Below are 13459 nucleotides of genomic sequence, written 5' to 3'. Positions count from 1 at the left end.
TGCCCCCGATGACGAAGTGTCAGTTAAAACCATTTAAACTGACAGATCGCTATCGGGGGCAAGCCCCCTCCCACATTTTGGATCGGTGTTGGGTCAGTGACTTATCAGTCTGTCCAGCCCATCCAGCAAGCGCTTAAGCGCGCCCTGGTTGGCCTGCATCACCTTCAATCCCGCCTGCGCCATCCTGCGCGCATCCTGCGGCAACTCGAACAGCTGCCGCACAGCCTCGGCCAAGCCTTCTGCATCATCCACTTCACGCAACGCCCCGGCGTCGCGCATCATCGCGGTGATTTCCAGGAAGTTGAACAGGTGCGGCCCCATGATCACCGGCTTGCCCAGCGCGGCAGGCTCCAGCGGGTTGTGCCCACCGGTCGGGACCAGGCTGCCGCCGACAAAGGCGCTGTCGGCCAAGGCGTAGAGAAACAGCAACTCGCCCATGGTGTCGCCGAGCAACACTGAGGTGTTTACGGTGACCGGCTCGCCACTGGAACGACGTACCGTGGCAAAGCCCTGCTGCACGCAACGCTCAAAGGCCGGGTCAAAGCGTTCCTGGTGACGCGGTACCAGGATCAGCAAGGCGTTGGGGTAGCTGGCGAGCAATTGGCGATGGGCCGCAAGCACGACTTCGTCTTCACCTTCGTGGGTGCTGGCGGCGATCCACACCGGCCGCTCGCCGGCACCCCATTGTTCGCGCAGGGCAGCGGCGCGGGCCGGCAGTTGCGGGTCGACGGTCAGGTCGAACTTGATCGAGCCGGTGACTTCAACGGTTTCAGGACGCGCGCCGAGGCTGCGAAAGCGTTCGGCCTCGGTCTCGGTCTGCACCGCAATCAAGTTCATTTGCGCCAGCATCGGCGCGGTCAGCCTGGCAAACCGGGCGTAGCCCTTGGCCGAGCGCGCCGACAACCGCGCATTGGCCAGGGCCACCGGAATACCGCGCTGGGCGCAGGCGTGAATATGGTTAGGCCACAACTCGGTCTCCATGATCACCGCGAGCCTGGGCTGTACCCGATCGAGGAAACGCTTGGCGGCGCAGGGCAAGTCGTACGGCAGATAGCAATGTTGAATGCGCGGCTCATTGGCGAACAGCGCCTGGATTCGCTCGGAACCGGTGGGCGTCATGCAGGTGACGGTCATCGGCAACTGCGGATAACGCTCCAGCAGGGCGCGGATCATCGGCGCGGCGGCGATGCTTTCGCCCACCGACACCGCATGCACCCAGATGCCGCCGGGCTGCATCACCGGCAAGCCATAGGAAAACCGCTCGCCCACGCGCTTGGCATAGGCCGGCGCCTTGCGCGCGCGCAACCATAGACGTAAAGCCACCAACGGCAGCGCCAGGTAAAACAGACAGCTGTAGAGAGTTCTATTCATGGCGGCGGAGTTTATCGGCTTTTTCAGTCGATCGCCTGCAGGCACTCGGCAAAACGTTCAGCCAAAAAACGCGCGGCGGGCCCAAGGTGCTCATCGCGGCGCCACACCAGTTCAACCACCAGCGCCGGCGGGGTCCATTCGCTGTCCAGTTCAACCATCTGTTGCTGGTAGGTCGGGTATTGCACGATATGCCGTGGCAACCAGGCCCAACCGAGGCCGCTCATCAGCCATTCGGCCAATACGTAGAAGCTGTCGGCCCGCCACACCAGCGGGCTGGCGGCTTCGCTGCCGGGGTAGACGCTGGTCTGGGTCGACATCAGCAACTGGCGAAACTGCGCCAGTCGTTGGCAATCCACGTACTTTTCCTTGGCCAAAGGGTGATTCACTCCGCACACCGTGACCATTTCCACACTGCCCACCACCCGCCGCTCGAGGGCTTCGGGGATCTGGTCGTGGTAGAACAACAGGCCCAGGTCGGCCTGGCGTTCCACCAGCTTGCGCGCCACATCGCCCTGAGCGGCGCTGGACAACTGCACTTCAAGCAACGGATAGCGCACGGCCAGCGCTTCCAAGCTGTCGAGCACCGGCTGGAACAACATCGCCTCGTCCTGGGCCAGGCGCAGGCACGCTTCCTCGCCACGGGTCAACGACAATGCCCGCCCCGTCAGGCGCTCGCACTGGCGCAGCACTTCGCGCGCCTCCTCCAGCAGCACACTGCCGGCTTCGGTCAGGCGCGGCTGTCGGCCGCTGCTACGCTCGAACAGGCTGACGCCGAGGTCCGCCTCCAACATCGCAATAGCGTTGCTGATGGCCGATTGCGCCTTGCGTTGCCCGCGCGCCACGGCAGAGAACGAACGCTGCTCGGCTACGCTGACAAACAGGCGCATCTGTTCCAGATCCCACTGCACACTCATGGCTGAACCTATCTTGAATTCGGATAGGTAATGACTTTACCCCATCTGTTGAACCTCTAGAATGCCGACCTTATCAAACGAGCTTCACCTTGAGGAACGCACCATGAACGCCGCCTACTGTTACTTGGCCATCGCCATCTGCTCGGAAGTGATCGCGACCGTTTCCATGAAAGCCATCAAGGGCTGGAGCACCCCCATCCCGCTGCTGCTGGTGATCGTCGGTTATGGCGTGGCGTTCTGGATGCTTACGCTGGTGGTGCGCACGGTGCCGGTGGGCGTGGCGTACGCGGTATGGGCAGGGTTGGGCATCGTGATGGTCAGCATTGCGGCGTTGTTCATCTACGGGCAGAAGCTGGATATCCCGGCCATGCTGGGGATGGGGCTGATTGTGCTGGGCGTGGTGGTGATTCAGCTGTTCTCGAAAACCGCCGGTCACTGACCGCCACTCAACAGCCTGTATACTGCGCCTCTTGTCTTGAACATTGAGGTCGCCGATGCCATCCGTTATTTCCACCGACGTTCTGATTGTCGGCGCCGGGGTTGCCGGCCTCTGGCTCAATGCGCGCCTGCGCCGCCAGGGGTTTTCCACGGTGCTGGTGGAGAGCGCGACCCTGGGCGGCGGGCAAAGCGTGAAGTCTCAGGGAATCATCCACGGCGGCGCGAAATACGCCCTGCACGGCGCCCTCACCGGCGCCTCCGAAGCGATTGCCGACATGCCGCGCCGCTGGCGTGAAGCCCTGGCCGGCACTGGCGAGCTGGACCTGTCCGGCGTGCGCCTGCTTTCTGAAGCCCACTACCTGTGGTCCCCCGGCACCCTCGCCGGTAATCTCACCAGTTTTTTCGCCAGCAAGGCGGTGCGCGGTCGCGTGGATCAGGTCAAGGGCGACGAACTGCCCCCGGCGCTGCAAGATCGCCGCTTCAAGGGCAAGGTCTATCGCCTGGCGGAATTGGTAGTGGACGTGCCAAGCCTGATTGAACGCCTGGCGCATCTGGCCGGTGACGGTTTGCTCGCAGGCCGGCAGATCGAACCGCTGCTCGACGACGACACGCTGGTCGGCTTGAAGGTCGATGGCCGCGACATCCGCGCCCAGCGCATCGTACTGAGCGCCGGCGCCGGCACGGCGGATCTGCTGGCGGCCCTGGGCTTGAGCCAGCCGGCGATGCAGACCCGCCCGCTGCACATGATCATCGCCAAAGGCCCAGGCCTCAAGCCGTTGTATGCCCACTGCCTGGGCGGCGGCACCAAGCCGCGCCTGACCGTGACCACCCACCCGGCCGCCGACGGTCGCTGGGTGTGGTACATCGGTGGCGATATCGCCGAGGCCGACGGCGTGGCACGCACGCCGCAAGAGCAGATCGCGACCGCCCAGAAAGAGCTTGCCCAGTTGTTGCCGTGGATCGACATGAGCCAGACCCAGTGGGCCACTCTGCGCGTCAACCGCGCCGAACCACTGCAATCGGGCCTGACCCGTCCCGACAATGCCTTCGTGGCCGAACAGGGTCGCCTGTTGGTGGGCTGGCCGACCAAGCTGGCCCTGGCACCGGACTTCGCCGACCGAGTCATCGCCCGCCTGGAACGCGATGGCATCCGCCCAAGCGCCAGCGCCCCCCTGCCCGAGCTGCCAAAGCCGGCTATCGGCCAACCCGCCTGGGAGCAACTGTTGCCATGAGCCTGCCAACCCTGCACGACCTGCATCGCCCCCTGGGCAGTACCGGCTTGCTGGTGTCGCCACTGGGCCTGGGCACCGTCAAGCTGGGCCGCGACCAAGGGGTGAAATACCCCAGCGGCTTCAAGATTCCGGATGACGACGAGGCGCGGATGTTGCTGCGCCAGGCGCGCCAGCTGGGCATCAACCTGATCGACACCGCGCCCGCCTACGGCCGCAGCGAAGAGCGCCTCGGGCCTCTGCTGCGCGGCCAGCGCAAGGATTGGGTGATCGTCAGCAAGGTCGGTGAGGAATTCGAAGCGGGTGTATCCCGCCACGATTTCAGCGCTGCCCATACGCGGATGTCAATCGAGCGCAGCCTGAAAAGACTTGAAACGGATTTTATCGACCTGGTGTTGGTGCACTCCGACGGCAACGACTTGCATATCCTCAATGATTGCGAGGTGTACCAGACCCTGGCGGCGCTGAAAAAAGAGGGCAAAATTCGCGGTTTCGGCTTCTCCGGCAAGACCGTTGAAGGCGGCGTGAAGGCGCTGGAACAGGGTGATTGCGCAATGGTCACTTACAATTTGAACGAACAAGCTGAAAAAGCCGTCATTGAATACGCGGCGGCCCATGGCAAGGGCATCCTGGTGAAAAAAGCCCTGGCCAGCGGCCACGTGTGCCTGGAGCCTGGAATGGATCCAATTCAGGCCAGTTTCATGTTGTTGTTTGCGCAAACGGGCGTCGCCAGTGCTATTGTCGGGACCATTAATCCGCTGCACCTGGCCCATAACGTGGCAACCGCTGCCCGAGTCATTCGTCAACTCTGATGCCGCCCACGCGGCCGACCCCGTCGCAAAAAGGAGCCGACATGCCGCGTACGCTCATAAGAAAGAACCCCAGCAACTTCAAGACACTGCCGCTGCACGTAGAAGCCACACCCGAAGGCCTGAGCTACCAAAGCGTCGGCATGCCGCTCAACTTCGCCCAGACCCTGCAACGGCGCAAGCCGGTCGAGGTGCCGGACGCAGAACGCTTCACTCTGGAGCTGGCGAACCTCGGCGTCTCGGTGCGCCTGACGCTGCACTGGCAAAACAAGGATTACTGGGTACTGGTGCGCCAGCGGCGCCAGGATCGCGGCGATGTGGTGCTCAAGCTGATCTCCGGCTACGTCCCGGCCCATGAACTGAACCTGCCGCTGCATACCGCCATCCAGGAAATTGCCGAAGAGTGCCTGCTGGAAACCCCGGAAGGCTGGCTCGGCGGGCGCTTCAACGACACGTGGCTGCCGGCGCCCTACTCCGCCGCGCTGCATTACCGTGAAGCCCTGCCGTTTCGCCTGAGCCCGCTGTCCGGCGCCGCGCGCCCGGTGCGCTGTGCGACCACCCAGTTGATCGAGCGCCCACGGGCCTATGTGCACCTGCCGACGGCGTCACTGCAGCTGATTTACGATCTGCGCCTGGAAGTGCCGAAGGAGGCCAAGTCGCTGAGCCTGTTTCATGTGGATGAGCGCCTGGAAGGTGACCAACTGGTGGCGCGCCTGGATCGACAGCGTCCGGATCTGTACTTGATGCCGCTCAAAGACGGCGAGCCGCTGGCCGAGCTGTACACGGTCAAGAAAGATCAGTTGTACCCGGCGAGCACGCGTGGTTTGTACCTGGCCGAAAGCTTCGCCCAGCAGGAGGGCTGGCTGGTGCGTGATGAGCGGATTCGCTGGAAGGACTGGCTGCGCCAGCAAGGCCTGGCAGAACCGGAAAAAGAGTCGAAGCTCAAGCGCTTGACCGGCAAGGCGCAGCAGATGCTGCGCAAGATCGTGCCGAAGAAAACCAGCCGCTAGGCGCGAGCCCAGCGGCCACAGGCTTTATTCGTTATTGCGGATTTTCTCGACGATCGCGGTGGTCGAGCTGTTTTCCACCAGCCCCAGCACTTTGACCGTGCCGCCGTAGGCGCTGACGATGTCCGCACCGACCACCTGGTCGACGGAATAGTCACCGCCCTTGACCAGCACGTCTGGCTTGACCTGGGCCAACAGGTTTTCCGGGGTACCTTCAGAAAAACTGATCACCCAGTCCACCGCACCCAAACCCGCCAGTACCGCCATGCGCCGGTCGACGCTATTGATCGGGCGGCCAGGGCCTTTCAAGCGACTGACGGACGCGTCATCGTTGACCGCGACGATCAGGCGATCGCCCTGGGCGCTCGCTTGCTCAAGATAAGTCACATGGCCGGCGTGCAGGATGTCGAAGCAACCGTTGGTGAAGACAATGCTTTCGTTGTGGGCGCGAGCGTCGTCAATCGCCAACAGCAATTGCTCGAGCCCCAGCACGCCGCGCTCCGAGCCTTCGGAGCGCTGGATGGCGCGACGCAACTCGGGTGCGCTGATGGCAGCGGTGCCCAGCTTGCCAACCACGATGCCCGCCGCCAGGTTGGCCAGGGCCACGGCGTGGGGCAGCTCCTCACCGGCGGCGATGGACGCGGCCAGGGTGGAAATCACCGTGTCACCGGCGCCGGTGACGTCGAACACTTCCCGCGCACGCGCCGGCAGGTGCATCGCCGGATGGCCTGGACGCAGCAGGGTCATGCCGTGCTCGCCACGGGTCACCAGCAGGGCGCCGAGCTCAAGATCGGCCATCAGCGCCGCGCCCTTGCTCACCAGCTCGTGCTCATCGGCGCAACCACCGACGACGGCTTCGAACTCGCTGAGGTTTGGCGTGATCAGGCTGGCGCCCCGATAAATCGAGAAGTCCTTGCCCTTGGGATCGGCCAGCACCGGAATGTTGCGGGCCCTGGCGGCCTGGATCAGCATCTGGTGGTTCTTCAAGGCGCCTTTGCCGTAGTCGGACAACACCAGCACCTTGACGCCTTCGAGCAACTCCTCGACCTGGCTACTGAGGGCCAGGGCGTCGGTGGCGAAGGGTTCTTCGAAATCGATGCGCAGCAATTGCTGGTGACGGCTCATGACCCGCAGCTTGACGATGGTCGGCTGATGCGCGATGCGCTGGAACAACGCGCGCACGCCCGCCCCGCGCAGGCTGTTGGCCAGGCTGTCGGCCGCTTCGTCGTCACCGGTCACACCCACCAGGGAGGCCGGGGCACCGAGCGCGGCAATATTGAGAGCAACGTTGGCAGCGCCACCTGGACGGTCTTCGATTTGCTCGACCTTGACGACCGGTACCGGCGCCTCAGGGGAAATCCGTGAGGTACCACCATGCCAGTAACGGTCGAGCATGACATCGCCGACCACCAAGACAGGGGCTTGATTGAATCGCGGCATGGACAACTTCATGGAGCAACCCACATACAAAATGAACAGGGGCGCGATATTAGCACAGGGTTTGCGCTGGCTTGCGACTGGCGCGATGCCGAATCAAGCGCAGGGCAAATGTGGGAGGGGGCTTGCTCCCGATGGCGGTGGGTCAGCTGGCATTTGTGCAAGCTGACACTGCGCTATCGGGGGCAAGCCCCCTCCCACATTTGAGGTGTGGCGCCTGTTGGATCAGGTGATATCGGCGGGTACCGGCGCATCCAGGCCCATGGCATGCAGGCGGGCGTAATAGCCGTTCTGCGCCAACAGTTCGCCGTGGGTGCCGCGCTCGACGATCCGCCCATCGTCCATCACCAGGATCAGGTCAGCCTTTTCGATGGTGGACAAGCGGTGTGCGATCACCAGCGTCGTGCGGCCCTGCATGACCTTGTCCAGCGCGGCCTGGATATGCCGCTCGGACTCGGTGTCGAGGGCCGAGGTGGCCTCGTCGAGAATCAACACAGGCGCATTCTTGAGCAGGGCACGGGCGATCGCCAGGCGCTGGCGTTGGCCGCCGGACAACAGCACGCCGTTCTCGCCGACCTGGGTATCGAAGCCCTTGGGCAACTGGTCGATGAAGTCCCTGGCGTTGGCATCTGCCGCCGCCGCCTCGACGTCCTCGCGTGGCGCGCCGGCCAGGTCACCGTAGGCGATATTGTTGGTCACGGTGTCGCTGAACAGGGTCACGTGCTGGGTCACCTGGGCGATGTGCTTGCGCAGGTTGAGCAGCTTGTAGTCTTCGATCTCGATGCCGTCGAGCAGGATTTCACCGCTTTCGTGGTGATAGAACCGCGGGATCAGGCTGGCCAGGGTCGACTTGCCACTGCCCGAGCGCCCCACCAGGGCGATCATCTGCCCAGGCTCGGCGGTAAAGCTGATGTCCTTGAGCACATGGCGCTCGGTGCCCGGGTAGGTGAAGTTCAGGTTGCGCACTTCCAGGCGGCCGCTGACTTTTTCACGCTCGAGGGTGCCGTGGTCGACCTCTACTTCTTCGTCCAGCTGTTCGAAAATGCTTTCGGCACCGGCCACGCCTTTCTGGATAGTCGAGCTGACTTCCGACAGTTGGCGGATCGGTTTAGGCAACAAACCGGCCAAGGTGATGTAGGCCACCATGTCACCGGCCGACGCATCGCCTCGCAGGTACAACACCAGGAACATCAGCACCGCCATCGCGGAGTAGATCACCAGTTGCAGCGCCGGCGTGTAGATCGCCCCGGTACGGGTCATGCGCAATTGCTTGTTGGTGTTGCTCTGGCTGGCCTTGAAGAATCTTTTTTCCTCGTAGACCTCGCCGCCGAAGCTGCGCACCACGCGGTAGCCCTGGATGGTTTCCGAGGCGACGTGGGTGACGTCACCCATGGCCACCTGGATCTTCTTGCTCTGCTTGCGGAATTTCTTGCTGGCAGTGCTGACCATAACCGCAATCAACGGCAGGATGGCGATCATCACCAGCGTCAGGCGCCAGTTCATGAACAGCAGCGAGGCGAACAGGAAGATCACCGTCATGCCTTCGCGGATCACCACCTTGATGGCATCGGTTGCCGCCCCCGTGACCATGGTCACGTTGAAGGTGATACGGGAAATCAGGTGGCCGGAGTTATGGTTGTCGAAGTAACGGTTTGGCAGCGTCAGCAGGTTGTTGAACAACTGCACGCGCAAATCGTGGACCAGCCCCAGGGAGACCTTGGCCAACAGGTAGTTGCCCAGGAATGAGCCCAGGCCCTGCCAGGCCGCGATCAGAATGATCAGCAGCGGCACCGCTTGCAGCAACTGCAGGTCGCGCAAGAACGGCACGGTCGGAAACAGCACGGCTTCGGGGTTGGACAGGCCGTCGACGAAGTATTTGAGGATGTAACCCAGCATCGGTTGGGTCGACGCGAAAATCAGAAATCCAAGGATACTCAACGCGAACAAGCCCATATAAGGCTTAACGTAACTGAGCAGGCGGAAGTATATTTTCAAGCTCGAAGGGCTTGCGCTCGGACTGGAGTCGGTCATATCACGCGGCGTTTTGAAAAAGGAGGCTGACTTTAGCACAGCTTCTCTGTTGTACTTGCACCCGGCGTAACCCGCAGCCCGGTTGGATCAGACGGGCGACATTACATAGCCACTACCTTAAGATGGTCGGCTTTCTCTTTCTGGAATGGCTTTATCGTATGCACTCAAAGCGCCTTATCTATGGCTCAAATCGCGTTTTCGACTTCCTGGTCCTGTGGATTTTGCCTGTTGGCTTGTTGTTGCTCTTGAGTGCGCTGTTCTTCGTCGGCAACCGTAACGTACTGCACCGGATTTTCTACATCCTGTTCAGCGTGCCCACCTTGTTGCTGTTGTGCATGCGTCCCCGGGAACTCAAGGACCTGCTGCGCGAACCTATCGCCCTGGCGTTCCTGGCGTTCTGCGCCTGGGCCTTGACCAGCCTGCTCTGGAGCCCCGAGCACAGCACCGACACCGATTTTTTCAAACGCCCGTTGAACACCTTCATGCTGTTTGGCGGCTGCGCGCTGCTGCTGCATTACCGCAACGAGTTGCTCAAGCCGATTTTCTTCGGTGCCGCAGTGATTGCACTGGTGGTGTGCCTGGCCAACCTGATGGCGTTCGCCAAGGGCTACCAACCTGGCATGCGCATGATCGGCGGCCTTGGCGCCCTCGACAATCCGCTGCTCAGCTCTCACCTGTTCGGCTTTTTCACGGTGTATTGGCTGTACGTGTGCATGACGACCCAGCGCCTGAAAGTGTTGTGGTTCAGCGTGCCGGCCCTGGCGATCATGACTATGGCGGTGCTGGCAACCGGCTCACGTACCCCGTTGGTGGCGTTGATGCTGGCGATTGGGTGGATGGCTTTAATCAGCCGCAATCGTCGTTCGGTGCTGCTTATCGCCGGTACGGTGGTGGGAGCGGCTGTGCTGGTAGTGTTCTATCCCGAATGGATTATTTCGCGCGGCAGCTCGTTCCGCCTGGAGCTGTGGAGCATGTCGCTGCAGCTTATCGCCGAGCGTCCCTGGATCGGCCATAGCTATAATTCCGAGCTGTACCTGACATTGGCAGACGGCTACCAACTGCGCGAACCCCACAGCTTTGCCCTTGGCGTGCTCTATTACGTCGGCATCATCGGCTTCATCCCCTGGATATTCATGCTCGGCTGGGCCCTGTACAAGAGCCTGCAGCAACGCGCGCAACCGCTGTTTATCCTGGCATCGTCGCTGCTGGCCTACGGCATCGGTGCCGGCCTGACCGAAGGCGGTGGCATCCTGTCGCGACCCAAGGAGCATTGGTTCCTGCTGTGGATCCCGCTGGCAATCATTGCCGGCCTGAGCGTCGCCCAGCGCCACCGCAGCCTGCTGCGCATGCCTGTGCAATCGATCAAGCCCCAGGCATTCGACCAGCTGTGCAGCAATGCCCATGTAATCGAAGCCGATGGCCTCGGGCCAAAAGTCCTGCGCCTGGAAGATGGCAGCTTCCTCAAGCTGTTCCGCCCACGCCGCTGGTACACCTCCGGTAGCTTCAACCCGTATTCCGAGCGCTTTGCCAGCAACAGCGAGCAATTGCGCACCCTGGGCATCCCCGCACCGCACATTCTCGGGCTCTACTCCCTGCCTGATGCCAGCAGCGCCGTGGCCTACACGCCCCTGCCCGGCCTGACCCTGCGCCAGGCCCTGCAAAGCCTGGACAGCAGCCTGCGCGAATCGCTGGTCGAGCGTTTTGGTCGGTTCATGGCGCAATTGCATGAGCGCGGCGTGTACTTCCGCTCGCTGCACCTGGGCAACGTGTTGCTGATGGACGACGGCGAGTTCGGCCTGATTGACGTCGCCGACCTGCGCATCTACCCGTCGTCCCTGCGCTACGCATTGCGCCAGCGTAATTTGCGCCACATGCAACGCTATCCGCAGGACCGCAACTGGCTGTTCGAAACGCACTTCGAGCAACTGGTGAAGGGCTACGCAACGGTTGCGAGCCCAGCGGCCACTGCGAAAATTCGCGAGCAGGTACGCAGCCTGGCCCATCCAGGTGATAAGCACCTGTAGGAGCGAGCTTTCTCGCGAAGATCGTCAACGATAACGCGGGCATTCAGGGTGCCCGCAGTGTCCTTGAGTTTTTCGCGAGCAAGCTCGCTCCTACATGGGTCGCGCCGTTTCAGCTTTTGAGCGGTGCCAGGTAGAGCCGCACCAACCCGCGCAAGGTTTTGCGGCCCCAGAACTTCAGGGGAATCTGCTTGAGAATCTCGCGCGCCAACGGCCGGTCGCGCTGGGCGGTCTTTAAGAACATCGAGTTCAGGAAGTTGTAGCGCACCGCGTCATAGGCCGGGTGGTCGCTGAACTTGGCGTAGGTCTTGAGGATGTTCTGGATCATGTAGCGGTGGTTCTTGTAGGTGTTGCTGCCGTGCTGTCGATACTGCGCCATCACCACGTCAAGGGCGTCGATGGTGTAGCCCGCCGCCGTGATCTTCAATTGGATCAGCAGGTCCTCGAGGGGAATCTGCGGGTCGAAACCGCCGACCTCCTCGAGCACGTCCCGACGAATCAGCATGGTGGGCGCCGGTGGGAACGGCTTGCGGTCCATGAACATGTCGTCAAAATCGAGACTGCGAAACGGCACATCGCGACGTTGCTTCTTCTCCGGGTGCAGGTTGCCATCGCCATCGATCAGCTCGATGTTGCCGGCGCACATGCCCACCTTCGGCTTGCCCTCCATATACGCCACCTGAGTGGCGATACGGTCCGGCAGCATGATGTCATCCGAACCGAACGGTGCGATCAGGCTGCCCTTGGCGCGAGCGATCGCGCCGTTGAGGGTGGCGCTGAGGCCCTGATTCTGTTGCACCTGAAAATCAAAACCGTGTTCGGCCTGTAAGCGCCGGATGCGCTCGACGCTGTCATCCTTGGAACCATCGTCGACTACCAACAACTCGATATGGGGGTAGGTCTGCCCCAACACGCTGAGGATGCTCTGCTCGATGTACCGGGCATGGTTATAGGAAGCAATGATCACCGAGACCAGGGGTTGCTGCTGATTCATGCTCTACCTACTTCACGCAAACCGGTTTCAATCAGGGCCAGGTACTTGTGCTTGAACTCGTCGAGGGTGTGGTTGGCTTCCAGATAGCGGAACACCTCTTCACCCTTGGCGCGCAGCTGCTCATCGCTCAGCGCCAGATAGGTATCCAGCGCCTCGGCCAATTGCTCGACATTGCCAGGGTCATGGGACAAGCCGCCCGCGCCCTGCACCAGGGGCAGCATCGCAGGGCCGTTGGACGCGATCACCGGCAAGTGGCCGCTCATGCCTTCCAGCAGCGCAAGGCCCAGGCCTTCGAACAGCGATGGCATGGTCCAGATGTCGAAGCCGCGCACGTACTTCATGCCGTCTTCGCGAAAGCCCAGCAAATGCGCACGGCCCGTCAAGCCCAGGCGCTCGATGTCGGCGCGCAGATCGGCTTCGGCACGCCCGGAACCAATGATGCCCACCTGCGCCTCAGGGTATTTGTCCTTGAGGGTGGCAAAGGCTTGCAGCAAATGGGTGTGGCCCTTGATCGGCACCAGGCGGCCGAGGGCGCCGATCATGCGCGCGTCCATCGGCAGGCCCAGGGCTTGGCGGGCGTCCTCGCGGGACAGTTGCAAAGCTTCTGCCTGGGGAATATCGATCGCGTTGGTCACATAGGTGGTGTTCTCGCGGGTGAACCCGCAGTTGAGGTCCACCAGGTAGTCCTTCACCGCCTCCGACACACCGACGAACCGCCAGGCCGGGCTCACCCAACGCCGGGTCTGGCGCCGGCGATAGCCACGGGCATACTCGCCGAAACCGTGGGAGATGCCGATGCACAACGGGATCTTCAGCCAACGGTTGAGCGACAGCATCATGTTCACCGATTTGAAGCGGTTACAGATGACCACGTCGAATTTCTGCTCGCGGCAATACTTGTAGATCTGCCACATGGCGCCAAAGCGGATGCCCTTGAGGGACTTCTCCGGCAACTCGAAATAGTGGGAGTGCTCGGCCACGCTCAAGGGCTGGCCTGGCTGCGGACGCCCACTGAGAAAACCGGAGGTCACCTCGAAACGCTCAACCGGCAGGGATTTGACGATCTGCTCACCCAGGTCGGCGAAATCATGGGTCTTGACGTTGTAGTCCGGCTGTAACTGCAAAACCTTGAAACGCGGCTTCATAACTCTCCATGCAGCGATCTGGCTACGGGCGCACGGCCCGGTAAAAAACAGCGACAGGCCCAT

11 protein-coding genes are annotated in these 13459 nt (G+C 62.1%); 5 read left to right on the top strand and 6 right to left on the bottom strand.

The genetic code is table 11. The features are described 5' to 3' along the window. Positions 1 to 93: 93 nt before the first annotated feature. Positions 94 to 1371, bottom strand: a complete 1278-nt coding sequence (waaA, locus tag C4J87_RS02475) for a lipid IV(A) 3-deoxy-D-manno-octulosonic acid transferase (protein WP_124365601.1) — start codon at positions 1369 to 1371, stop codon at positions 94 to 96. A gap of 23 nt (positions 1372 to 1394) precedes the next feature. Then, the gene (locus tag C4J87_RS02470; protein WP_124365600.1) at positions 1395 to 2285 is read right to left on the bottom strand and encodes a LysR family transcriptional regulator; all 891 of its coding nucleotides are present in this window, start codon (positions 2283 to 2285) and stop codon (positions 1395 to 1397) included. Between the two features lie 103 nt (positions 2286 to 2388). Between C4J87_RS02470 and C4J87_RS02465 the strand changes: the two genes are divergently transcribed. The 4 genes from C4J87_RS02465 to C4J87_RS02450 are packed head-to-tail and all read left to right on the top strand — an operon-like array spanning position 2389 to position 5771. Continuing rightward, positions 2389 to 2724, top strand: coding sequence for a multidrug efflux SMR transporter (locus tag C4J87_RS02465; RefSeq protein WP_124360990.1), 336 nt, complete (start codon positions 2389 to 2391; stop codon positions 2722 to 2724). A 55-nt stretch (positions 2725 to 2779) separates the two neighbouring features. Next, positions 2780 to 3955, top strand: coding sequence for an FAD-binding oxidoreductase (locus C4J87_RS02460; RefSeq protein ID WP_124365599.1), 1176 nt, complete (start codon positions 2780 to 2782; stop codon positions 3953 to 3955). Beyond that, positions 3952 to 4764, top strand: coding sequence for an aldo/keto reductase (locus tag C4J87_RS02455; RefSeq protein WP_124365598.1), 813 nt, complete (start codon positions 3952 to 3954; stop codon positions 4762 to 4764). The genes C4J87_RS02460 and C4J87_RS02455 overlap by 4 nt, the downstream gene beginning before the upstream one ends. Positions 4765 to 4805: 41 nt before the next feature. After that, the gene (locus C4J87_RS02450) at positions 4806 to 5771 is read left to right on the top strand and encodes a metal ABC transporter ATPase (RefSeq protein WP_124365597.1); all 966 of its coding nucleotides are present in this window, start codon (positions 4806 to 4808) and stop codon (positions 5769 to 5771) included. A 24-nt stretch (positions 5772 to 5795) separates the two neighbouring features. On the opposite strand, the gene hldE is transcribed toward C4J87_RS02450, so the two are convergent. After that, on the bottom strand, positions 5796 to 7220 hold the full coding sequence (gene hldE / locus C4J87_RS02445; RefSeq protein ID WP_124365596.1) for a bifunctional D-glycero-beta-D-manno-heptose-7-phosphate kinase/D-glycero-beta-D-manno-heptose 1-phosphate adenylyltransferase HldE: 1425 nt from the start codon (positions 7218 to 7220) through the stop codon (positions 5796 to 5798). A gap of 210 nt (positions 7221 to 7430) precedes the next feature. Beyond that, positions 7431 to 9236, bottom strand: coding sequence for a lipid A export permease/ATP-binding protein MsbA (gene msbA, locus C4J87_RS02440; RefSeq protein WP_124365595.1), 1806 nt, complete (start codon positions 9234 to 9236; stop codon positions 7431 to 7433). A gap of 158 nt (positions 9237 to 9394) precedes the next feature. On the opposite strand from msbA, the gene C4J87_RS02435 reads away from it, so the two are divergent. Next, on the top strand, positions 9395 to 11260 hold the full coding sequence (locus tag C4J87_RS02435; RefSeq protein ID WP_124365594.1) for a bifunctional O-antigen ligase/aminoglycoside phosphotransferase family protein: 1866 nt from the start codon (positions 9395 to 9397) through the stop codon (positions 11258 to 11260). 109 nt (positions 11261 to 11369) lie between these two features. On the opposite strand, the gene C4J87_RS02430 is transcribed toward C4J87_RS02435, so the two are convergent. Further along, positions 11370 to 12251 (bottom strand): glycosyltransferase, encoded by an 882-nt coding sequence (locus tag C4J87_RS02430; RefSeq protein ID WP_124365593.1) that lies wholly within the window; start codon positions 12249 to 12251, stop codon positions 11370 to 11372. Continuing rightward, on the bottom strand, positions 12248 to 13396 hold the full coding sequence (locus C4J87_RS02425; RefSeq protein WP_124365592.1) for a glycosyltransferase family 4 protein: 1149 nt from the start codon (positions 13394 to 13396) through the stop codon (positions 12248 to 12250). Before C4J87_RS02425 ends, C4J87_RS02430 begins: the two co-directional genes overlap by 4 nt. Positions 13397 to 13459: the final 63 nt, after the last annotated feature.

It is taken from the genome of Pseudomonas sp. R1-43-08, from assembly GCF_003852255.1.
In the GTDB taxonomy this organism is placed as follows: domain Bacteria; phylum Pseudomonadota; class Gammaproteobacteria; order Pseudomonadales; family Pseudomonadaceae; genus Aquipseudomonas.
This window is presented reverse-complemented; position numbering and strand designations above follow the sequence as displayed.

Excerpts from the sequence above, each read along its gene's own strand:
- C4J87_RS02430 (WP_124365593.1), bottom strand. The coding sequence starts at position 12,251 with ATGAATCAGCAGCAACCCCTGGTCTCGGTGATCATTGCTTCCTATAAC.
- C4J87_RS02425 (WP_124365592.1), bottom strand. The coding sequence starts at position 13,396 with ATGAAGCCGCGTTTCAAGGTTTTGCAGTTACAGCCGGACTACAACGTC.
- waaA (WP_124365601.1), bottom strand. The coding sequence starts at position 1,371 with ATGAATAGAACTCTCTACAGCTGTCTGTTTTACCTGGCGCTGCCGTTG.
- C4J87_RS02470 (WP_124365600.1), bottom strand. The coding sequence starts at position 2,285 with ATGAGTGTGCAGTGGGATCTGGAACAGATGCGCCTGTTTGTCAGCGTA.
- C4J87_RS02435 (WP_124365594.1), top strand. The coding sequence starts at position 9,395 with ATGCACTCAAAGCGCCTTATCTATGGCTCAAATCGCGTTTTCGACTTC.
- C4J87_RS02455 (WP_124365598.1), top strand. The coding sequence starts at position 3,952 with ATGAGCCTGCCAACCCTGCACGACCTGCATCGCCCCCTGGGCAGTACC.
- C4J87_RS02460 (WP_124365599.1), top strand. The coding sequence starts at position 2,780 with ATGCCATCCGTTATTTCCACCGACGTTCTGATTGTCGGCGCCGGGGTT.
- C4J87_RS02465 (WP_124360990.1), top strand. The coding sequence starts at position 2,389 with ATGAACGCCGCCTACTGTTACTTGGCCATCGCCATCTGCTCGGAAGTG.
- C4J87_RS02450 (WP_124365597.1), top strand. The coding sequence starts at position 4,806 with ATGCCGCGTACGCTCATAAGAAAGAACCCCAGCAACTTCAAGACACTG.
- msbA (WP_124365595.1), bottom strand. The coding sequence starts at position 9,236 with ATGACCGACTCCAGTCCGAGCGCAAGCCCTTCGAGCTTGAAAATATAC.
- hldE (WP_124365596.1), bottom strand. The coding sequence starts at position 7,220 with ATGAAGTTGTCCATGCCGCGATTCAATCAAGCCCCTGTCTTGGTGGTC.